Annotated in this window: 15 protein-coding genes; 9 read left to right on the forward strand and 6 right to left on the reverse strand. The window is 69.9% G+C overall.

The genetic code is table 11. The annotated features are described in order from the left end of the window. Positions 1-17 precede the first annotated feature (17 nt). The 4 genes from DMC64_RS42245 to DMC64_RS42260 are packed head-to-tail and all read left to right on the forward strand — an operon-like array spanning position 18 to position 6,486. Entirely contained in the window at positions 18-4,253 is a 4,236-nt protein-coding gene (locus tag DMC64_RS42245; RefSeq protein ID WP_233630006.1) for a beta-ketoacyl synthase N-terminal-like domain-containing protein, read from the forward strand. Continuing rightward, positions 4,250-4,549: an acyl carrier protein gene (locus DMC64_RS42250; RefSeq protein ID WP_037344201.1), complete on the forward strand. Its 300-nt coding sequence runs from the start codon at positions 4,250-4,252 to the stop codon at positions 4,547-4,549. The genes DMC64_RS42245 and DMC64_RS42250 overlap by 4 nt, the downstream gene beginning before the upstream one ends. A 2-nt stretch (positions 4,550-4,551) precedes the next feature. Further along, positions 4,552-5,343 (forward strand): alpha/beta fold hydrolase, encoded by a 792-nt coding sequence (locus tag DMC64_RS42255; RefSeq protein WP_125738189.1) that lies wholly within the window; start codon positions 4,552-4,554, stop codon positions 5,341-5,343. Beyond that, positions 5,344-6,486 (forward strand): glycosyltransferase, encoded by a 1,143-nt coding sequence (locus DMC64_RS42260; protein ID WP_125738190.1) that lies wholly within the window; start codon positions 5,344-5,346, stop codon positions 6,484-6,486. Here the strand turns inward: DMC64_RS42260 and DMC64_RS42265 are convergent. After that, positions 6,483-7,490 (reverse strand): serine hydrolase, encoded by a 1,008-nt coding sequence (locus DMC64_RS42265; protein WP_233630002.1) that lies wholly within the window; start codon positions 7,488-7,490, stop codon positions 6,483-6,485. The genes DMC64_RS42260 and DMC64_RS42265 overlap by 4 nt on opposite strands. A gap of 126 nt (positions 7,491-7,616) precedes the next feature. On the opposite strand from DMC64_RS42265, the gene ctaD reads away from it, so the two are divergent. Further along, the gene (ctaD, locus tag DMC64_RS42270) at positions 7,617-9,374 is read left to right on the forward strand and encodes a cytochrome c oxidase subunit I (protein ID WP_199755274.1); all 1,758 of its coding nucleotides are present in this window, start codon (positions 7,617-7,619) and stop codon (positions 9,372-9,374) included. Between the two features lie 23 nt (positions 9,375-9,397). Beyond that, entirely contained in the window at positions 9,398-9,931 is a 534-nt protein-coding gene (locus tag DMC64_RS42275) for a bifunctional nuclease family protein (protein WP_125738192.1), read from the forward strand. 84 nt (positions 9,932-10,015) lie between these two features. Here the strand turns inward: DMC64_RS42275 and DMC64_RS42280 are convergent, their stop codons facing one another. From DMC64_RS42280 to DMC64_RS42295, 4 genes are all read right to left on the reverse strand, one after another. Then, positions 10,016-15,505, reverse strand: coding sequence for a carboxyl transferase domain-containing protein (locus DMC64_RS42280; RefSeq protein WP_125738193.1), 5,490 nt, complete (start codon positions 15,503-15,505; stop codon positions 10,016-10,018). 522 nt (positions 15,506-16,027) lie between these two features. Further along, positions 16,028-17,242 carry an HNH endonuclease signature motif containing protein gene (locus DMC64_RS42285; RefSeq protein WP_199755276.1) on the reverse strand — a complete coding sequence of 405 codons (1,215 nt, stop codon included), beginning with the start codon at positions 17,240-17,242 and terminating at the stop codon, positions 16,028-16,030. 138 nt (positions 17,243-17,380) lie between these two features. Further along, positions 17,381-18,679 carry a diguanylate cyclase gene (locus DMC64_RS42290; RefSeq protein WP_370325896.1) on the reverse strand — a complete coding sequence of 433 codons (1,299 nt, stop codon included), beginning with the start codon at positions 18,677-18,679 and terminating at the stop codon, positions 17,381-17,383. A gap of 339 nt (positions 18,680-19,018) precedes the next feature. Next, positions 19,019-20,278: an MFS transporter gene (locus DMC64_RS42295; RefSeq protein ID WP_125738194.1), complete on the reverse strand. Its 1,260-nt coding sequence runs from the start codon at positions 20,276-20,278 to the stop codon at positions 19,019-19,021. Positions 20,279-20,395: 117 nt separating this feature from the next. Between DMC64_RS42295 and DMC64_RS42300 the strand changes: the two genes are divergently transcribed. After that, complete coding sequence (locus DMC64_RS42300; RefSeq protein WP_038515299.1) at positions 20,396-20,686, forward strand: hypothetical protein; 291 nt, start codon at positions 20,396-20,398, stop codon at positions 20,684-20,686. On the opposite strand, the gene DMC64_RS42305 is transcribed toward DMC64_RS42300, so the two are convergent. Further along, positions 20,683-21,621: a GlxA family transcriptional regulator gene (locus DMC64_RS42305; RefSeq protein ID WP_125738195.1), complete on the reverse strand. Its 939-nt coding sequence runs from the start codon at positions 21,619-21,621 to the stop codon at positions 20,683-20,685. The two genes, DMC64_RS42300 and DMC64_RS42305, sit on opposite strands and share 4 nt — an antisense overlap. A 93-nt stretch (positions 21,622-21,714) precedes the next feature. Between DMC64_RS42305 and DMC64_RS42310 the strand changes: the two genes are divergently transcribed. Continuing rightward, positions 21,715-22,134 (forward strand): DUF6010 family protein, encoded by a 420-nt coding sequence (locus DMC64_RS42310; RefSeq protein ID WP_037344213.1) that lies wholly within the window; start codon positions 21,715-21,717, stop codon positions 22,132-22,134. Positions 22,135-22,158: 24 nt separating this feature from the next. Further along, positions 22,159-22,452: a putative quinol monooxygenase gene (locus tag DMC64_RS42315; RefSeq protein ID WP_125738196.1), complete on the forward strand. Its 294-nt coding sequence runs from the start codon at positions 22,159-22,161 to the stop codon at positions 22,450-22,452. The last annotated feature ends 20 nt before the right edge of the window (positions 22,453-22,472 follow it).

Here is a 22,472-nt window from a genome sequence, read left to right on the forward strand (position 1 = left end):
CGATCGCGATCGTCGGGATGTCGGTGCTGTTCCCGGGCGCCCCCGACCTCGACACCTACTGGCGCAACATCGTCGACGGCGTCGACGCGATCACCGAAGTCCCGGCCGACCGCTGGGATCCGGGGTTCTACCAGCCCGACGCCGAACCACGGGCGGACCGGATCTACTGCCATCGCGGCGGTTTCGTCGGTGAACTGGCCGAAGTGGCCGTCACCGGTTTCGGCGTGATGCCGTCGTCGGTCCCCGGTACCGAACCCGATCAGCTGATCGCGCTGCGGGTGGCCGCGCAGGCCATCGCCGACGCGGGCGGGGAGCACCGGCTGCCCGCCGACCGGCAGCGGACCGGCGTCATCCTCGGCCGCGGCGGCTATCTGACGCCCGGTCTGGTGCGGCTGGACCAGCGGGTGCGCACGGCCACCCAGGTCGTCCGCACCCTCGGCGAACTGATGCCCGAACTCGGCGGCGAGCGGCTGGAGGAACTCCGCCGGGCCTTCACCGACCGGCTCGGTCCCGAAGCCCCCGACGCCGCGATCGGGCTCGTGCCCAACCTCGCCGCGTCGCGGCTGGCGAACCGGCTCGACCTGCGCGGACCCGCGTACACCGTGGACGCCGCCTGCGCCTCGTCGCTCGTCGCCGTCGACCACGCCGTTCGCGAACTGGCGACCGGGCGATGCGACGTTGTACTGGCCGGTGGCGTGCACCATTGCCACGACGTCACCTTTTGGAGCGTGTTCTCCCAGCTCGGTGCGCTGTCGCGAAGCCAGCGGATCCGGCCGTTCCACGAGGACGCGGACGGGGTTCTGATCGGCGAGGGCACCGGGATCGTCGTGCTCAAACGGCTCGCGGACGCCGAACGGGACGGCGACCGGGTCTACGCCGTCGTCACGGGGACCGGTGTGGCGAGCGACGGCCGGACCGCCGGACTGTCCACTCCGGACACCGCCGGTCAGGTCCGCGCGGTGCGGCAGGCCTGGAACGCGGCGGGAATCGACCCCGTCACGATCGGTCTGCTCGAAGCGCACGGGACCGCCACCCCGGCGGGCGACGCGGCCGAACTGGCGACGATCGCGGAGGTCTTCGGGCAGGAGGACGAGCCGACGGCGGTGCTCGGCTCGGTCAAGTCGATGATCGGGCACACCATGCCCGCGGCGGGCGTCGCCGGACTCGTCAAGGCCGCTTTGGCCGTGTACCACGGAGTTCTGCCGCCGACCCTGCACTGCGAGAACCCGCATCCGGCGCTGGCGGCGACCCGGTTCGAGACGCTCGGCGCCGCGAAGACCTGGGAGACCGACGACCGGCGGCCGGTGCGGCGGGCGGGGGTCAACGCGTTCGGCTTCGGCGGGATCAACGCCCACGTGGTCCTGGAGCAGGCCGCGACCCGGCCCGCCGTCGAGGTCTCCGAGCCCGAACGGCTCCTGCGGCTCTCGGCACCGACCGTCGCCGAGATGGGCTGTCTGCTCGAGCACGACGACGTCCTGAGAGAGAGTGGCACCGGTCGCGGCCAGGTCCGGCTCGGGCTCGTCGACCCGACGCCCAAGCGGCTGAACCTGGCCAGGAAAGTGGTGGCGAAGGGCAGACCCTGGCGTGGCCGGAACGATCTCTGGTTCGTTCCGGAACCGCTGCTCGGCACGGGCGGGGGCAAGCTCGCGTTCGTCTTCCCCGGGCTGGAGAACGACTTTGAGGCGCACGCCGACGACATCGCCCGGCATTTCGGTATCCGCTGGGAAACGCCGGACGTCACCATCGGCGACGTCGGCAGGCACGGCAAGGGCGTGTTCCAGCTGGGCAGACTCCTCGACACGGCGTTGCGCAGGCTGCGCGTCACCCCGGACGCGCTCGCCGGGCACAGCCTGGGGGAGTGGACCGCCATGGCCGTCGCCGGGATCCACGCCGACACCGAGGTGGACGCCTTCCTGGCCGGCTTCGATCCCGACGCGCTCAAGGTACCGGGGCTGGCCTTCGCGGTGATCGGCGCGGCCGCCCCCGTGGTCACCGAAGTCCTCAAAGGACAGTCCGAAGTGGTCCTTTCCCACGACAACGCGCCCAATCAGGCGATGATCTGCGGGCCGGCGGAGGCCGTCGACGGGTTCGTGCGCGAATTCCGCGCGGACGGCGTGATCTCCCAGGTGCTCCCGTTCCGGTCCGGCTTCCACACGCCGATGCTCGCCCCGTATCTCGGCCCGATCCGTGAGGCCGCCGAACGCTACACGCTGCATCCGGCGAAACTCCCGGTCTGGTCCGCCACGACCGGAAAACCCTACCCGGCGGCCGCCGCGGAAGTACGGGACCTGTTCGTCCGGCACCTGCTGGAACCGGTGCGATTCCGCGGTCTCGTGGAGAACCTGTACGCGGCCGGATTCCGCGCGTTCGTGCAGACGGGCGCGGGGCAGCTCGGGTCGCTGATCGGGAACACCTTGCACGATCGCGAACATCTCGTCGTCGCCGCGCATTCCGCGCACCGGTCCGGTCTTCCGCAACTGCTGCGGACCGCGACGGCCTTGTGGGCCGACGGCGCCGATCCGGCGTTCGAACTCCTGCCGGGCCAACGCGGCGCGAAACGCGGCCGGACGATCCGGCTCGACCTCGGCGGCGCGCTCGTGTCGCTCGACGAACGCGTCCGGCACGGGTTCCGCCCGTCGGGCGCCGGTACGTCCACTTTGGACAAGATCGGGAAACGGAACCCGCTGGCAGCCGAATTCTCCGGGTTGCTGGCCGACACCGCCGGCCTGGCGGCCGAACTGTTCGCCGCCAGGCCGGCGCCCCGGATCCGGCCGTCGCGCACCGAACTCCACGTCTCCGTCGAGACGATGCCGTATCTGCTCGACCACTGCTTCTTCAAACAACCGCCCGGTGCGGATCCCGCCGACTCGTGGCCGGTCGTCCCCGCGACGACGGTGATCGGGCATCTGATGGACTTCGCCGAGCAGGCCGCGCCGGGCCGTCGCGCGGTCGCGCTGGAGGACGTCCGGCTGAACCAGTGGATCGCCGCGATCCCCGCGCTGGACGTACCGGTGACCGTGGTGCCGCAAGGCCCTTCCCGGGCCGGGGTCTCCCTCGGCGACTACTCCAGGGCCGTCGTCGATCTGGACGCCGCGTTCCCCGCCGCTCCGCCCGGGCCGTGGACGTTCCCGGCCTCGCGCGAACGGAAGCCGGACTTGCGCGCCGAGCAGCTCTACACCGAGCGCTGGATGTTCCACGGGCCGAGGTTCCAGGGCGTCGAGGAACTGGTCGCGGTCGGGGACCGCCACGTGCGCGGAGTGCTGCGGACCCCGGACGCGCCGGGGGCGCTGCTGGACAACGCCGGTCAGCTGCTCGGGTACTGGATCATGTCGCGGCTGCCCGCCAGGACCACGGTTTTCCCGGTGGGGATGCGGCGGATCCGGTTCTACGGCGAACATCCCTTACCGGGGGACCGGGTCGACTGCGTCGTCCGCATCGTGTCGGTGACCGACGCGGAACTCGAAGCGGACGTCCAGCTGATCCGCGGTGGCCGGGTCTGGGCCGAGGTCGAGGGCTGGCGTGATCGCCGGTTCGACAGCAACCCGGTGATCCGGGCGATGGACCGGCGGCCCGAGCGGGCCACGCTGTCCGAGGCACGCCCCGGCGGCTGGGCACTGGTCCGCGAGCAATGGCCGGATCTGGCCACCCGCGAGCTGATCATGCGGAACGTGCTCGCCGGGGAGGAAAGACAGGCGTACACCGGCCAGTCCCCGCGCCGGAGACGGGCCTGGCTGCTCGGCAGGATCGCGGCGAAGGACGCCATCCGGCGTCTCTTGTGGACAGACGGCGCGGGCGACATCTTCCCGGCCGAACTGCGGATCGGGAACGACTCGTCGGGGGCGCCGACCGTCTCGGGCGCCTATGGGAGAAGCCTGCCGGAGCTCACCGTCTCGATCGCCCATCGGGACGCGCTCGGCGTCGCCATCGCCCGGCGAGAGCCCTGCGGGATCGACATCGAAGCCGTCGAAGACCGGCCGGAGAGCACGGTCGCCGCTGCTCTCGGCCCGGCGGAACGTGCCCTGCTCGGCGAGCCGGAAGCGGTGTGGTTCACCAGATTCTGGGCCGCCAAGGAGGCCGTCGCGAAACGGCTCCGCACCGGTTTGCGCGGTGATCCGCGCGCTTTCGCCGTCGTCGGCGCGGACGACGGGCGGCTCACCGTGGAGGTGGGCGGTGCCCGGTATCCGGTGTGGCACACCACGATCACCACACCGCTGACGGATTACGTCGTGGCTTGGACGGAGAACGAAGAATGACCACCGAAACCGCGGCGGCCGGGACCGTACTGGCCGACCTCACCGTGATGCTGCGAGAACTGCTCGAGGAGTACGGGCTGGACGACGCCGAGATCGGCCGGGACACGAAGTTCCACGACGACCTCGAACTGGAGAGCATCGACCTCGTGACGCTGTCCGGCCGGCTGCGCGACCACTACGGCGACAAGGTCAACTTCGCCGAGTTCATCGCGGAACGCGAACTGGACGAGATCATCGCGCTGACCGTCGGCGAACTGGTCGACCACGTGGTCGCGTCCCTGGCGGGGAAGGCCTGAGCATGGCGAAGGTCAAGGTCGGCGACCTCGACGTCCACGTGCAGCGGCTGGGTCCGCCGGACGGCACGGCGCCGGTCGTGGTGTTCGTCCACGGCCTCCTCACCGACAGCCTGGCGAGCTACTACTTCACGCTCGGGCCCGCCTTCGCCGCGCAAGGCATCGATGTCGTCATGTACGACCTTCGCGGGCACGGCCGCACGACGAGGCCCGCCACCGGCTACCGGCTGGAGGAGTTCGTCGCCGACCTGGAGGGCCTGCTCACCGAGCTCGGGATCGACTGGCCGGTGCACGTGGTCGGGAACTCCTTCGGTGGCTCGATCGCGTTCGGGCTCGCGGCATCGCGTCCCGAACGCGTCGCCAGCGTCGTCGCCATCGAGGCGGAGCCACCGGTGCGGGCGTGGGCCGGGCACATGGCCGAAGGGCTCGCCGACGCGAAGAACCGGCTCGCGCACGACGAGGTGATCGGCTGGATCGCCGAGAACCACGGCGCGCACACCGCCCGGCTGTCGAAATCCGCGTACAAGATCCTCGCGGCCACCACGCTGGCGGAGGACATCCCGCTGAGCCGGACCATCGACGACGACCTCAAGGCCGTCCGCTGCCCGGTGTTCGCGCTGTTCGGCGACCAGTCGGGGCTTTCGGCGCAGGTCCCGGACCTGGAGGCGAACCTCGGCCGCTGCCGCACCGTCGTCCTGCCGGACCAAGGACATTCGGTGCTCGTCGAGCGCACCGCGGAGACGTCGGAACTGATCCTGGGCTGGGTCCGCGAACACTCGTGCGAAACGGTGGCCTGAGTGGGCAGATTCCTCTTCGTCACCCCGCCGCTGACCGGGCACGTGAACCCCGCGGCCGGGGTCGCGGCCGCCCTCACCGCACGTGGGCACGAGGTCGCCTGGGCGGGGCGGCCGGAGGTCATCCGTCGGCTCGCCGGCGACGGTGCCGTCGTGTTCCCGTGCGCGATCCCGCGCCGCCTGCCCGAACGCGACGCGAGCCTCAAGGGACCGGCGGCGTTCCGGTTCCTGTGGGCGGAGTTCCTGATCCCGCTGGCCGAGGCGATGGCGCCCGGGGTCCGCGCCGCGATCGGCCGGTTCCGCCCGCAGGTGGTGGTCGCCGACCAGCAGGCCGTCGCGGGCGGTCTCGTCGCCGACGGGCTCGGCCTGCCGTGGGTCACCTCCGCGACGACGTCCGCAGAACTCGTCGATCCCCTGGCCGGGCTCCCCAAGGTGGCGGCCTGGCTCGACGACCTCCTCGACGGCCTGCGCGCGCGGATCGACGGCGGCCCCGCCGACCCCCGGATGTCGCCGCACGGCGTGCTCGCGTTCACCACCCGGGAGCTGCTCGGCCCGGCCGCGCTGCCGAGCCGGGTCCGGCTGGTCGGGCCGTCCATCGGCGGGCGCGCGCCCACCGGCGGCTTCCCATGGGACCGGCTCGACCCGGCGGTGCCCGCCGTGTTCGTCACGCTCGGCACCGCGAACGCCGACGCCGCCGGGGACTTCCTCCGCGCGGCCGCCCAGGGACTCTCCGGCGTCGACGGGATCCAGACCGTCATCGCCGATCCAGGCGGTGCCGTGGGTCCGGTGGGGGACACGGTGCTCGTGGTGCCACAGGTGCCCCAGATGGCACTTCTGGCCCGCGTGGACGCCGTCGTCTGCCACGGCGGGCACAACACCGTCTGCGAGAGCCTGTGGCATGGAGTGCCGCTCGTGGTCGCGCCGATCCGGGACGATCAGCCGATCATCGCCGGTCAGGTCGTCGACGCGGGCGCCGGTGTCCGGCTGCGGTTCGGCAAGGCGAAACCCGAACGGATCGCGGCCGCCGTGACGAAGGTGCTGGGCGATCCGGGGTACCGGTCGGCCGCCGAGAAGGTGGGCGCCTCGTTCCGGGAGGCGGGCGGGGCCGCGACGGCGGCGGACCATCTGGAGGATCTCCTCGCCTAGGAGATCGCGGCCGAGACCTCGTGCAGCAACCGTCCGGCGTCCTCACCCCAGCGGGAGACGATGACTAGGTCGCGTTCGGGATCGACCCACAGCAGGTGCCTGCCGCCGTTCCCGCGGGCACACCGGCCGCTCGGCGGAGCGGCCGGGAAGACCCGCCGACGGTCGTTGAGCCACCAGAGGTAGCCGTAATCCGGGTTGTGGGCGCACGGGCTCCAGGTGCGCTCGATCCACTCGCGGCTGAGCAGACGGCGGCCGTGGTGCTCGCCGTCGCGAAGGTAGAGCGAGCCGAGCAGGGCGAGGTCGCCGGCGGAGATCCACAGGCCGCCTCCCCAATGCGCTCCGCCGCTGACGACTGGAACGGTTTCACCGTCGATGTCGGTCGTCGCACCGCGGTAGCCGTGCCACGACCAGGTCGCGGACGCGCCCATCGGCCCGAGGACGCCGTCCCGCAGCACCGAGGGCAGCGACCGGCCGAACAGGCGGGTGAGCGCGAGGCAGAGCAGATTCACCCGGACGTCGTTGTACGCCCATCCGGCGCCCGGCGGGGCGTCCGGCGGCGCGCTGCCCGGACCGAGGCTCCCGGCGTCCGCCCACGCCGGTTTGCCCCAGAGCTCACCGTCCCATTGACTGGTCTGCTGCAGCAGGTGGTGCCAGGTGATCGCGCTCGGGCCGGCCAGCTCGGGCATGGCGAGGGTGTCGGTCACCGGCTGGTGGACGTCCGGGATCAGGCCGGCGTCGAAAGCGAGGCCCGCGACGGTCGACACGACACTTTTGGTGGCGCTGAACGCCATTTCCGGCACCTCGGGATCACCCCAGGACACGACGCGTTCCCCGCGGTGGACGACCACCCCGCTCGCCCCGGAGCCGGGCAGCGCCGGCCCGATCACCTCGCGGTGGGAAACATCGGCCACCTGGGATTCCAGATAGCGGTCCATGTCCTCGATACCCGGCGTGACCCGCGCCCGCTGCGCCGCCGCGGCGGCATGGACGGCGGCGAGATTCATCGGAGCCCCCTTCACTCACGGTGGCCAGGGTCCTCTACTCGACCAGCCCTTGAAAAGCCCGCGTGTAGGGACTCTCCTGGAGGGGTACCAGCCTTCAGAAGGTGTGTCCTCGTGCTGGGAGTCGCCATGACCGCCGTGAAGCCCTCTCCGCGACCGGAGGCCGTCCGCTTCGGCGGGCGGATCCGTGCCCCCAAGGGGAGTGTGTTCCTCGGCGTCGTCCGCACCACCGACCACAAGACGATCGGCGTGCTCTACCTGAGCACCTCGTTCGCGTTCTTCCTCATCGGCGGCTTCATGGCGCTGCTGATGCGCGGCGAGCTCGGCAGGCCGGGTATGCAGTTCCTGTCGCAGGAGCAGTACAACCAGCTGTTCACCATGCACGGCCTGATCATGCTGCTGCTGTACGCGACGCCGAATCTCTTCGCCTTCGCCAACTACATTCTCCCGCTGCAGATCGGTTCGCCGGACGTCGCCTTCCCGCGGCTGAACGCGTTCTCCTACTGGCTCTACCTCTTCGGCGGGCTGATGGTGCTCAGCTCGTTCCTGACGCCGAGCGGCGCGCCCGACTTCGGGTGGACGATGTACACGCCGCTGTCCAACGCCGCGCACACGCCGGGCGTCGGCGCCGATCTGGTGATCATGGGCCTGATCGTGTCCGGGCTCGGGACGATCCTCGGCGCGGTCAACATGGTCACCACGATCCTCTGCCTGCGCGCGCCCGGGATGACCATGTGGCGGCTGCCGTTGTTCACCTGGAACATCCTGTTCACCACCATCCTGATCCTGGCGGTCTTCCCGATCCTCACCGCGGCGCTGTTCGGGCTGGAGGCCGACCGGCGGCTCGGCGCGCACGTCTTCGATCCGGCCAACGGCGGGGCGATCCTGTTCCAGCACCTGTTCTGGTTCTTCGGGCATCCCGAGGTGTACATCGTCGCGTTGCCGTATTTCGGGATCATCACCGAGATCGTGCCGGTGTTCAGCCGGAAACCGTTGTTCGGCTACAAACTCATGGTGTTCGCGACGATCGCGATCACCGCGCTGTCGTTCGCCGTGTGGGCGCACCACATGTTCGCCACCGGCGCGGTGCTGCTGCCGTTCTTCTCCATCATGACCTTCCTGATCGCGGTGCCGACCGGGATCAAGTTCTTCAACTGGATCGGCACCATGTGGAAGGGGCAGCTCACCTTCGAGTCGCCGATGCTGTGGTCGATCGGGTTCATGGTGACGTTTTTGCTCGGCGGGCTGACCGGGATCATCCTCGCCGCGCCACCGCTGGACTTCCACATCCACGACACCTATTTCGTGGTGGCGCACTTCCATTACGTGCTGTTCGGCACCATCGTGTTCGCCACCTTCGCCGGGATCTACTTCTGGTTCCCCAAGATGACCGGGCGGATGCTCGACGAGCGGCTCGCGAAGCTCCATTTCTGGACCACGTTCATCGGCTTCCACATGACGTTCCTCGTCCAGCACTGGCTCGGCAACGAAGGAATGCCGCGCCGCTACGCCGATTACCTGAGCACGGACGGATTCACCCTGCTGCACACCATTTCCACGATCGGCGCGTTCCTGCTGGGCGCGTCGGTGCTGCCGTTCCTCTGGAACGTCGTCCGCAGCCACCGGTTCGGGGAGGTCGTCGAAGTCGACGACCCGTGGGGACACGGGAACTCCCTGGAGTGGGCGACGACCTGTCCGCCACCCCGGCACAACTTCTTCGATCTGCCGAGGATCCGGTCGGAACGGCCGGCGTTCGAACTCCACTACCCGCACATGATCGCCCGGATGCGCGCCGAGGGGCATACGACCCCGTTCCAGCGCCGCGACCAGTCCGCCCCGTCGGAAGTGGTGGCGGACAAGGCACTGAAGGACGACGACACCGCCTGAGGCGAGGGAATGAGGTACCGCGCATGATTTCGATGGACGTCGAGGGGATGGCAGTCCTGGCCCCGGAAGCGGCACCGGTGATGTTGCTGCGGGAACGGGAGGGCGAACGCCGCTGGCTGGCGATCACGATCGGCGGCCCGGAGGCGAGCGCGGTGGCGCTCGCGCAGGAACGGATCCGGCTGCCGCGGCCCGGCACGATCGAACTGATCGGCCAGGTCGTCGAGTCGTTCGGGCACCGGGTCACCGGAGTGCAGGTCACCGCGCTGCGGGACGGCATCTTCTTCGCCGACCTGGTACTCGATTCCGGGATCCGCGTTTCGGCCCGGCCTAGTGACGCGGTCGCGATCGGGTTGCGGGCCGGGGTCGGGATCGAGGTGGCGGACGCGGTGCTGGAGGTCGCTTCGGTGCGGGTCGAGATCGTGGGAGCCGGGCCCGACTCCGAACTGCCGTCGGTGCCGTCCGACCCGGCCGCGCAGGAACGGGAGGTCGAGGAGTTCCGGGCGGCGCTGGACAAGATCGCGCCCGAGGACTTCGGGGATCAGCCGCCCACCGACTAACCTGCCCCGGATGTCATGAAAGGGTCGTTCAGGACATTTTTCGTCCTGAACGACCCTTTCATGACATTCCGGAAGGGGCGACGGCTACTGCTTCGCCAGGCCCGCTTCGATCGCTTCGATGATGCGCGGCCGCATCTCGGCGGCGCTGATGATCGCGTCCACCGAACCGACCTTCACCGCGCGCTCGATGCTGTGCACGCCGTCGAACTCGGACGCGACCGCGCCCAGCTTCTCGGCCCGCACCGACGACTGGACCTCGGCCAGCTCCGCGGCCAGCGCGGCACGTTCGGCACCCACCGCCCCGCTGAGCTTCTCGGTGAGCGACCGCACCCGCTGATCCGCCGCGGTCCGCGCGTTGACCTCACCGGCGAACACGACCGCCGCGGCGGGCGCCCCGCCGAGCACGGAGGCGAACGAGCCTTCCAGCGCCAGCACCGTCATGTTCGGGTTCAGCGCCTTCGAGAAGACCACGAACGCGCCGCCGTGGTACCGCGAGATCACGGTGAACACGATCGGGCCCTCGAAGTTGACGATCGCCCGGCCGATCTCCGCGCCGTACTCCAGCTGCAGCTTCCGCATCGACTCCGGCGAGCCGTCGAAACCGGACAGGTTCGCCAGCACCACCAGCGGCCGGTTGCCGCTGGCCGCGTTGATCGCCCGCGCCGCCTTCTTCGACGACCGCGGGAACAGCGTGCCCGCGGTGTAGGTGTCCGGGCCGTCGGTGGGCGGGAAGCCGCGGCGCGGCACCGAACGCGACTCGATACCGAGCAGGCACACCGGCCGCCCGCCGAGGTGCACGTCCTGCACGGCCGCGGTCTCCGCGTCGGCCATACCCGGCCAGCGTTCCAGCACCGGGTGGTCCTGATCCGACAGCGCGCGCATCACGGTGCGGATGTCGAACGGCTTCTTGCGGTCCGGGTTGGCCTCCCGCGAGAAGATCTGGCCGACCGTGGTGAAGTCGCTGTCGACGGCCGCGTGCGGGAACGACGAGATGTCCCGGTCGATCGGGTCGTTCGTGACCGCCTTGCGCGGACCGGGCTCGCCCGGCGCCACGTAGGTGTGGTCGTAGTGCGACATCAGCACGTCGCGCGCCGCGGCGAGGTTCGGCGCCCAGTACTGCGCCTGGCCGTTCGGGCCCATGACACGGTCGTAGCCGCCGATGCCGAAGTTGTCCTCGGCCGAGACACCACCGGAGAAGTCGAGGGACTGCTTACCGGTCAGCACCATCGCGGAATCCGGCGTCATCACCAGGATTCCCTTGGTGTGCATGAGCATCGTCGCTTCGGCGTTCCAGTACGGCTGGGCGCCGACGTTGATCCCGGCGACCACGATGTTGATCTCGCCGCCGTTCTGGGTGAAGTGCACGATCCGCTTGAGCGCGGCCGCGACCCAGTCCATGTTCTCGGTACCGGACTCCATCGAGATCCGGGCGCCGGCCGAGAGCGCGTACCACTCCAGCGGGACCCTCAGTCGCTCGGCGAGGTCCAGCGCCGCGATCACTCGCGAACACTCCGGCTCCGACAGCGCGCCGAGCGCCTTCGTCGGGTCGCCCAGCAGCACCACGCGTTTGACGCCCTCGGGGTGACGTTCGGTCGGCGTGGTGACCACACCGGCGACGATCGCCGCCTTGTTGCGGCCCTTCTTCCGGTCGACCGGGACGAGGGTGTTCGTGTCGTCCATGTCGTACTCGGTGAACGAACCGAGCATCTCGGTCAGCTCGTACGGGTACACGGTGTCGCGGCGACGGGCGCGCAGCACGTTCTGGCGGTAGTCGTCGAGCGGGAGGATCGGCTCGGTCGTGGGCTCGGAAAGCGACATCTGCACGCCGCCGCTCACGTCGTAGCCGATGCGCACGGCGACCTCTTTGACCTCGCCGGTGGCGCGATCGCGCTGCCTGCCGAGGAACTGGACCTCTTCGAGGCCCGCGCCCGCCGTCGACGGCTGCACGCGCTGGGCGACCGTGTCGAGCTCCTCACCGGTGAGCTCACTGGTCGGCCACACGTACAGCATGATCCGGTTGGTGTCGAAGCGCTTCTTCGGCGGAAGCTTCGCCTGCACCTCGCGGATCGCGTCGAGGCAGCCCGCCAGCGTGCCTTCGACCGCGGGCAGGGCCAGCAGCTTGCCGTCGTTGTCCCGCAACGGGGTCAGGTCACGGACCTGGGCGAGCGCGACCAGTCGCTGATCCGACGGGTTCATCGGCGAGACACACTTGAACAGGTAGACGTCCTCGTCACCCGACGGCAGTCGCGTGAGGTCGAAGTTCGCCAGCCGCTGCAACTGCATCCGCTGGGCGATCAGCGGGTGCAGACCGCGGATCAGCCGTTCTTCGCTGAATCCGGTCGAGGACGGGCGGAAGGTGAAGTGGTGGTGCATCACCGCGCCGCCGTGCCCGGCGACCGTGGTGGTGATGCGCCGGACCCGGCTCGGCAACGCCCCAGAGGTGAGGACCTCGCGCAGCCCCGCGGCCATCGCGTCGTCGTCGGCCGACTCGTCGTCCCACGTCAGGTAGAGGTCCGCCTCGACGTCGGTGTCGGCGGGCAGCTGAGCGGCGAGATCGGCGACCGCCTTGATCGCCCCGGGCAGCCCGGCGCGGTCGACGGCGGTGGTGACCATGTGGAACCGCTCGTTCGCGTCGGCGTAGTCACCGGTGACGAAGGTGCATCCGCCGACGGTCACCTGCTGGACGCCGGTGAGCGCGCGGTTGCCGTAGTAGCGGCGGCTCAGCACCTCCAGCAGCGGGCTGTGATCGGTGCCGGGGCGGCCGATCCGCTGTCCGAGCAGGCGGACCAGCGGCTGGGCGCTGGCCAGCATGCTCGCGATCCGCTCGGCGCGGTCCGGCGAATCCGGGTGCCGGTCGAGGTGCCGCAGGTGTTTGCGGACCTCGCTGTACGCCTCGGCGCGGGTGCGGCGCAGCAGCGGCTGGGCGAACCAGCGGAACACGACGCTGCGCGCCAGGTCGCCGACGACCGGGAAGCGGAGCTGGGTGGCGGCGATGAGCTGCTCCAGCGCCTTGCCCGCCGGCTCGCGCATCGACTCGAACGGCTGCGGCTCGGTGAGCCACTGCCGCAGCAGCGCGGTGACGATCGCGACGTCGGACGAGGTCCGCTGCTGGGCGAGGAAGATGCGGAAGACCGCTTCCTCCAGCTCCGGCGTGCGCTCCAGATCCTTGATGCCGTAGTGCGCCAGCACCTTCTTGAGCTTGTTCTGGAACGACTCCGACAGCCCGGCGCGTTCGACGTCGAGGCTCTGCAGGTAGGTGTGGAAGAACTCGCGGGCGCTGTGCACCCGGGTGTCCGCCTTGACGTCCTCGCGCATCGGCTTGTTGCGCATCAGCTCGGACAGGTCGGCGAACACGGTCAGCAGTTCGACCTCGCCCTCCAACGGGCGGTCGCCGTTGCCCTCCAGTTCGGCGCGGGCGGCCAGGTACGCGCTGAGCGTGCGGCGCTCGTCGTGCGGGTCGACGTCGAAGCCCAGCAGGAGGCTGCGCAGATCCTGCTGTCCCCGCGTGATCCGCTGGACCGCCGACGTGCCGTCCGGCTCCGCGGGCAGCTCGATCTCGACGCTGCCGCTGTCCTCGGCGACCTCTTCGCCTTCCTCCGCGACCGGTTCGAGCCGCAGCAGGGGAGCGCCGGTCTCGACCTGGCTGCCGACCGAGACGACGCACTCACGCAGCTTCGCGCGGAACGGCGCGCGGAGCACCGTCTCCATCTTCATGCTTTCCAGCACCAGCACGGGCGCGCCGGCCTCGACCTCGGCGCCGACCTCCAACGGGGTCGCGACGACGAGCGCGGGCGCGGGGGAGCGGACGACGCCGCCCTCGTCCCGGCTGATGCGGTGGGTGATGCCGTCGACCTCGACCAGGTGGATCGGGCCGTGGGTGCCGGTGACCAGGCGGAACCGGGTGCCGTTGACGGTGATCTGGCCGGTGTGCTCGTCGAACCGGTCGACCTCGACGTCGGCGGGGTGGATGTCGCCGCCGCCCGCCGAGACGCCGACGCGGAACCGGCGGTGGCCGATCCTGGCGACGCTCACGCGGTACGCAGCGCCGCGCAGCTTGAGGTCGAGCGGTCGGCCGCTTTCGTGCTGGACCTGCGGGCGGCCGCCGTGCGCGGTGGAGAGGAGCCGCTGGCGCTCGACGGCTTCCTCGTCCTCGTAGGCCTCGATCGCGGCGGCCGCGAGCGCGATCGCCGAATGGCGGTGGGTGACCAGCTTGCCCTCGCCGCGGACACGGTCGATCCAGCCGGTGTCGGCGCTGCCGTCGATCACCTCGGGCTGGTCGAGCAGGTCGAGGACGAAGCTCTTGTTGGTCGCGCCGCCCTCGATGATGACCGTGGTCTGCGCCATCGCGCGGCGCAGACGGCCGAGCGCCTCGTCGCGGTCGCGGCCGTAGGCGATGATCTTCGCGATCATCGAGTCGAAGTCGGCCGGGATGGTGTCGCCTTCGCTGACCCCGGTGTCGACCCGGATACCGGGGCCGGCGGGCAGGTCCAGGCGGGCGATGCGGCCCGGGGACGGCGCGAAGTCGCGGTCCGGGTCCTCGGCGTTGAGCCGCGCTTCGACGGCGTGGCCGAACTCTGCGGGCTGGACGCCGTCGAGCTTGCCGCCGGAAGCGACGTGCAGCTGGGCCTTGACCAGGTCCATGCCGGTGGTCAGCTCGGTGATCGGGTGTTCGACCTGCAGCCGGGTGTTCACCTCGAGGAACGCGAACAGCTTGTCGCCGGGGTGGTAGAGGAACTCGACCGTTCCGGCGCCGCGGTACTCGACCGCGAGCGCGAGCCGCTCGGCGGACCGCTTGAGCTCGTCGGCCTGCTCGGGGCTCAGGACCGGGGAGGCGGACTCCTCGATGATCTTCTGGTTGCGGCGCTGCACCGAACAGTCGCGGACGCCGAGCGCCCACGCGGTGCCCTGGCCGTCGGCGATGACCTGGACCTCGACATGCCGGGCGCCGGTGACCAGACGCTCCAGGAAGACGACGCCGCTGCCGAAGGCGCGCTCGGCCTCCAGGCTGGTGCGCTCGTAGGCGTCCTTGAGCTCGTCGGCGGAGGTGATGACGCGGATACCGCGACCGCCGCCGCCGGCGGTCGCCTTGAGCATCAGCGGATAACCGATCTCGGCGGCGGCCTTGATGGCGGCGTCGAGATCCGCGACGGCGCCGCGGCTCCACGGAGCGACGGGCACGCCGACCTCTTCGGCGATCAGCTTCGCGCCGATCTTGTCGCCGAGTTTGCGCATCGCGTCCGCGCTCGGACCGATGAAGGTCACGCCCAGCCGCTCACACAGCTCCGCGAAGGCCGGATCCTCGGCCACGAACCCCCAGCCGACCCAGGCCGCGTCGGCCCCGGTCTCGGTCAGCGCCCGCTCCAGCACGGCGAAATCGAGATACGGACGCGCCGACGCGGGCCCGAGGTTGTAGCTGATGTCGGCTTCCCGCACGAACGTCGCCGACCGGTCCGCGTCCGTGAAGAGCGCGACGGTCTCGATCCGCCGTCCGGTCTCCGCCGAAAGCTCGCGGACGGCGTGGATGAGCCGCATCGCGGCTTCCCCGCGGTTGACGATGGCGACACGACTGAACACCGACTGAGCCTCCCAAGTGAGCGGCACCGTCCCGCTGGATCACGCGCGGGACGGTCTCCTGATACCTGTCTAACAGCCTGCCTCTTACCGGCCGGTACGAGAATGTCGCCGGTGGCGCATGCCGGGGGCCGGGGATTGTAGGAACCCGCCAAAAAGTGTCGTGGAACACCTAGGGGCAGGGCCGGATGACGTCATGAAGTGGACAACTGGCGGCTGGGGTTGCCGGTAGGGGTCGGGAGGTGTCACCGGGTGTTCACGCCGGTTTCACCGGGGTGGTCGGCGGAGCCTGGGGGTTGTTGGCGTTGGTGTCGGGTCTTGGGGCGGTCTGGCGGGGAGTGGCCGTTTTTCGGCGACGGCCGGTTGGTGAGGAGTAAGCGAGGCGCGGCCGCATGCGGCATTCGTGGTCGTTTTTCGGCGACTTGTGGCCTCGCTGCTGTCGTCGCCATTCGGCGACGGGGCTCGGACGGGAAGAGGCCAGGTTCGCGACACTGCGTCGTGCCGTTGCCGTTTTCCGGCGAGGGCTCAGAACGGTGGTGCTTCGTCGCGGGGTTCGTGCAGTGGGGGTGGTGTGCTGTCGTAGCGCTGTCCGGTGGGTGTGGTGATCGTGAGGGTTCCGTCGGAAGCGAGCTTGTAGTTCCAGCCGGGTTCGTCTTTCAGGCGGTGGTCGCGGCGGCACAGATCGATCAGTTCGGTATCCGACGTATGGCCGCCGTGTTGCCAAGGCAGGGAGTGGTCGAGGTCGCAGGCTTGGGCCACACGGTGGCATCCGGGTCTTCGGCATTCCCGGTCCCGCACCCGAACGAACTCGTCCAGTCCGGCGGTGGGTCGGTAGCGGTTGCGGCCGAGGTCGAGGACCTGTCCTGAGAGTGGGTCGGTGATGATCCGCCGCAGGACCGTGTTCGACCCACTGGCGATTTCCCGGGCCAGCGAGGCGGGGATATGCCCATGCCCGGCCATCTCGGCAGGATCGTCGTTCAGCCCGAGGTAGGTGTTCAGGTCCATGTAGAGGAACACCTCCGACCGTTCGCTCTTCCCGCCCTGACCGCCCAGCAGAAGGTCGAGGGCGACGTCAGCACGTAACTGGTCCAGGGTGCGGGTCTCCCCGTCGGCGCGCAGGGCGCGGGCTTCACGATCGATGCGCGTGTAGGCGGCGGCGACCTTCTCGGCGGGGCCGTCTTCGACTTCGATGGAGGCCACGCCGGTGTCGCCGTGCCGCACAGTCAAACGACGTCCGCCGCGGTTGCGTTCGGCCCGGCGGGAGGCGCCGTCGCGGTCGGCCATCATCGCCGCGTGGTTGGCGGCTTTCCGTATCTGATCGGAGTTGCGGTCCGGGATCCGATCTTCCAGGACCGCGTCCACCGCGCTAGCGTCCTCGTCCGACAGCCAGGCAGTGGCCGTGGCGACTTTCATCGCCCCATAGCCGCCCACCTTCCCCTGGTCGAGCAACCCCAACGTGCGCGGCAGCCGAGTCGTCAGCGCTTCAGCCGTCGAGACCAGTCCGGCGGCATGTCCGTCCACAACGGACAGAGCGAACGCGACCTCCTGCACCACACTGGAGGCTCCATCGCGATGACGGCTTAATCGACCCAGAGCACGGAACCGAATTGCCTCCAAGCGTGCGATGCCCTCCGACGCGGCGATGGCGGCATCCATGGAATCGTTGTCCGCCAACGAATCCAGTGAAGCATTGACCTCCCGAAGAGCTTCCGACGAGGTGATTTCCTTGAGTAGCGCCACAGTGGCGTTGAGTGTGTCCACACGCAGAACGTACAACCGACCACCGACAGTTTCGGGCCAGTAGTAGTGTCATAACTCGCCCCGAGCGCATTCCTTTCATATAAGGAAATCTGCGCTCCACCCCGGACGCGGCGAACCCTACTGCGCGGGCGGCGCCAGTTCGACCCTGTTGCGGCCACCCTGCTTCGCGCGGTAGAGCGCGGTATCGGTGGCGACGAGGAGGTCGTCGACGCTGGTGATGTTGGCCGCCGGGTACAGCGCCCCGCCGATCGACACCGTCAGATCGGTCAGCACGGTGTCGCGATCGGGCAGGGCGACCGAGACCACCGCAACCTGGTGCCGGATCCGTTCGGCCACTTGGCGCAGCGTCTCCTCGCCGTGGATGTCCGGGATGACGATCGCGAATTCCTCGCCGCCCCACCGCCCGCAGATGTCCTGTTCGCGGACCTCGGCGAGCAGGGCGTCGCCGACCGCGCGCAGGACGAGGTCGCCGTTGGGGTGGCCGTAGGTGTCGTTGATCGTCTTGAAGTTGTCGAGGTCGAGGAACAGCACGCCGAGTTTGCGGCCGGCGCGAGTGCGGCCCAGCTGTTCCTCCGCCAGCTGACGCCAGCGGCGTTTCGTGACGAGACCGGTGGTGGCGTCGGTGTGCGCGTCACGCCGGTACTGCGTCAGCAGCAGCCCGCGGTGCAGCGCGACCAGCGCGATGACGACGCCGACCAGCACCAGCGGATTGGTCTGGACGAGGACGACGGCCGTTACGAGGCCGAGGCCGAGCGCGCCCGCTTCGAGGATCTGGTCGCCGAACCCGGAGAACAGTTCGCCGATCGACTTCGGCGGCGACGAGAGCGCGATCGCGACCATCACCAGCACGGTGTTGATCGCCCAGCGCAGGGCCGCGGCCACGATGATGACGGCGAGGTCGCCCAGTCCGGCGAGCAGTCCGGAGTCGGGCGCGCCTGGGTAGTGGCGCATGCCGAGGCTGAGGACGACGACGGCGGCTTGCGTGCCGCAGAGCACCGTCGCGGCGGAGAAGATCCACCGATGGGGGAGAACCGGCCGTTGGTGTGGCCAGATCCGCAGCCATGCGATCGTGTAGGTCACCACGACCATCGCGGCGGCGAGCACCGGAGGCAGCGCGATGACGGCGGCGACGCTCCAGACCGCCTTGGTGTCGACGTAGGCGACCGACGGGGCTCTGTCGTACTCCCGTTGGCGTTCGATCTGCCGGGTGCCCTCGATCGCGATGGCCGCGCACAGCGTCAAGACGCCGAACCGGACGAGATCGGTACCGGTCACCGGGACCAGCCGGGCCGTGGCGGCGGTCGAGAGGACTGCGATGAGATTCACGACCAGGACGTAGGAACGCACAGGTCGCGGCAGGCTCCACAGGTGCCAGGCCTTGAGCCGCCGCCGCGCGCCGCCGAGTCGTCCGTCCACGCACCCTCTTCCGTCGGTGATCTACACCGTAATCGAACCGGGACTGCGACGACCGTCGTTGTCCGGACGATGAGAGTCGTGGCCCCGAATTCCCCCGGACAGCCCAACCGAAACGAGGGAGGTGCACCGATGCAGGACAACAACTGGTGAGTGTTTTGCCGGATAGATCGCTATTTCGAGGGAGGTGAACGGCATGCGGGACAACAACTGGACCACTCGGCGTGACAACAACTGGACCTGAGTGATCTCGCCCACGAGCGCGGCTTTCGCGAAGGGAGGTGAACGTAGTGCGTGACAACAACTGGACGACCCGTCGGGACAACAACTGGACGTGATGTGTCAGGAACCGTGTTCGCCAACGGGTGTCGTCCCGCCGACCGGACCCACGGGATCTTCGGATTCCCGAGGGCCGCGGCGGGACGACACCGCCCGTGACCAGCCCACCCCGGCGACGAAGGCGACCACCACACCGGCGATCGCCGCGACGGTGATCACGGTGGTCGGCGCGACGACCTGGGCCAGCAGCCCGGCCGCCGCGATCCCCGCCGCCTGAGCCGCCCGCAGCGCCGCGATCGCGACCCCGATCACCTGGCCACGATGGGCGGGCGGCGCGGCGAGGCTGTACTGCGTCTGCGTGATCATGTCGTGCGCGGAGAACACCCCCGAGATCGTCCACAGCACGACGATCGTGACCAAGCCCGGAGCCCAGCCGGTCGGGATCAGCACCAGGCTGCTCGCCACCGTCAGCGCGCCCAGCACCCGGATCTGCCGTTCACGCGGGATCCGGCTCAGCAGGATCCCGCCGAGCACCGAGCCGACCGGGTTCGCGGCCAGCAGCCACGGCAACGCGCCCGCGCCGCCCAGTTCGGCGGCGACCGGCACGGCGAGGCCCTCGGGCACGACGTAGAAACCGCAGCAGCAGGCGATGAGCAGCAGCCAGCGCAGCTTGCGGTCGCGCGCCACCAGGCGGCAGCCCTCGAGCAGCGACGGGCGTTCGTGATGGGCGGGTGCCGAGGGCGGGAAACGTTTGAGCCCGAAGCGCAGCATGAGCGCCGAAAGCGCGAACGTTCCCGCGTCGATCAGCAGTGCCCCGGGTACGCCGAGACCGGTGACGACGGCGGCGCCCGCGCCGAAGCCCACCACGAGCCCGGCCTGGTAGGTGGACGAGATGACGGCCTGGCCGACGACCAGCCGGTCCGGATCGAGCAGATCCGGCAGCATCGCCTGGCGGGCCGCGTGGAACGGCCCGGCCATGAGCTGGACGAGGAACAACAGCGCGGCCGCGGCGGGCAGCGGGAGGCCGGGCACCGCCATCAGCGCGATCAGGACCGCGCGGCCGACGTCGGTCACCACCATCACGGTGCGTCGTGAGAACCGGTCCGCGACCCCGCCCAGCGCGCCGCCGAGGAGGTCGGGCACGAAGGTCAGCGCGTACGCCGCCGAAGCCCAGCCCGCCGACGAAGTCCGGTCGAACACCAGCACCGTGAGCGCGACCCTGGCCAGCTGGTCGCCGGCGACCGAGAGCAGATGTGCGAGCCAGATCCGGCGGAATCCGGCGACCGCGAAGACGCTGCGGAACGACGCCGCTCGGGCTGGCATGCGCTTCAGGCTGTCGTGAAGCGGCCACTTCGCGCAACCCTCGGAAAAAATCAGTCCGCCATGTCGAACCGGGGCGGGCCCGTTCGACGTGTCTGTAGAGAAGGAACGGAGAATCCGATGTCGCATTCACTGGGCCCGCTGGCGAACAACCTCGCCGCCTACGCCATCTACTCGACCGCGCAGACCGAGATGCGCCACGCCTACAAGCTCATCGAGGCGGGCGACTACCTCGGCGCCGCCGCGGAGATCGAGTCCGCCGCACACGCCGCCGAGGTGCTCGCCCGAGCCACCTCCGATCTGGACGCCGAGCGTTCCGAACGATGGCTGAGAGTCGTCGTCGCGCGGAGGCGGTTCGCCGACCAGGCCCGGGCGCGGGCTTCGGACACCGTTCTGACCCTCGCCGCTTAACGGAAAGCGCGTCGATAGGTGCCCGGACTGACGCCGGTCGTGCGTTTGAACCGGTCGCGGAACGAGGTGGGCGAACCGAAACCGACTTCGGCGCCGATCCGCTCGACGGCGTGTTCGGTGGTCTCCAGCAGATGCTGCGCCTGCCGGACGCGGGTCCGGTGCAGCCACTGCAACGGCGTCGTCCCGGTCTGCTCGCGGAAGTGCCGGATCAGCGTGCGCGTGCTCATCCCGGCGCGCGTGGCGATATCGGCCAGTGTGAGCTCGCGCGCGAGATTTTCCTGTATCCACAACAAAGTCGGCTCCAGCGTCGCGCCACGGGGCGCGGGCGGATGCCGCAACGCGATGAACTGCGCCTGGCCGCCCTCGCGTTCGAGCGCCATGACCGAGAGGCGGGCGGCGTCGGCCGCGATCGCGGAGCCGTGGTCCCGCCGGATCAGGTGCAGGCACAGATCCAGGCCCGCGGCGGCGCCCGCGGAGGTCAAGATCTGCCCGTTGTCGACATAGAGCACATCCGGGTCGACGTCGACATCCGGGTACGCCGCGGCCAGTGCCTCGGCGGCGACCCAATGTGTCGTGGCGCGAAGGCCGTCGAGCAGGCCCGCGGCGGCGAGGATGAACGTGCCGGAACAGATCGAGGCGATCCGCGTACCCCTCGCGGCGGCCGAGTTCAGCGCGGCGTGGACGGATTCCGGCAACGGCCGGGCCGGCTCGGCGGTGCCGGGGACGATGATCGTGTCCGCCTCGCGCAGCGCGTCCAGCCCCCGCGGCGCGCGCAGAATGAAGTGCCCGGCGTCGACTTCCGGGTGTTCCGCGCAGACGACCACGCGATAGCCCGGGCTTCCGTCCGCGAGCCGGGTCCTGGTGAAGACCTCGATCGGCGTCGAGAGATCGAACGGGATCACCTTGTCCAGCGCGAGGACGGCGACGGTGTGCATGAACCGCAAGGTACCCGCCCGTTGGCGAGATCCCGTTGGAAGGCGTCGTTCACGCCACTGGGAGCGGGCGCCGTCCGGTCCTAGCGTCGAGCCATGATGATCATCGCGCCGATTCTCGTCGGCCTCGGCTATGTCGTCCTGATGTCGTTGATCCACGAGCCGCACCGCCGCCGCTTCAACGCGGTCATGATCGCCGGCGCGGGCGCGGCCTACGCCAGCGGCGGCGGGCTCGGGATCTGGGAACTCGTCTTCACCGCACTGATGGCCTATGTGGCGTACCGCGGGCTCGAATCGTGGACGTTCATCGGGATCGGCTGGCTGCTGCACACGGCTTGGGACGTCGTGCACCACCTGAAGGGCGCCCCTATCATCCCGTTCCTGGACGATTCGTCGTTCGGCTGCGCGATCTGCGACCCGGTGATCGCGATCTGGTGTTTCGCCGGCGGACGATCGGTGACGGATTTCTTCCGCGCCCGTGTCGGTTCGCGTCGTCCGCGTTCGTCGGTGGGGTGAACCGACGAACGAAGGGAGTCTGAAATGACGGTGATCGTGGCGGGAAAGGTGTACGTCGACCCGGAAGAGCGGGACCGGTACGTCGAGGGACACCAGGTGATCGTCGAGAAGGCGCGGGCCCATCCCGGCTGCTTCGACGTGGTGATCTCGGCGGACACGCTCGAACCGGACCGGGTGAACATCTTCGAGTACTGGGAGTCGGAAGAAGTGCTGAACGCCTGGCGCGCGATGTCGCCGAGGCCGACGTACACCGCCGAGATCCGGGACGGCGAGGTGTTCAAGCACCGGGTCTCTTACTCCGGACCCCCGTTCGACTGATCGCGGTGGAGCGCCGGGCT

This window comes from Amycolatopsis sp. WAC 04197 (assembly GCF_003947475.1).
Lineage (GTDB): Bacteria > Actinomycetota > Actinomycetes > Mycobacteriales > Pseudonocardiaceae > Amycolatopsis > Amycolatopsis japonica.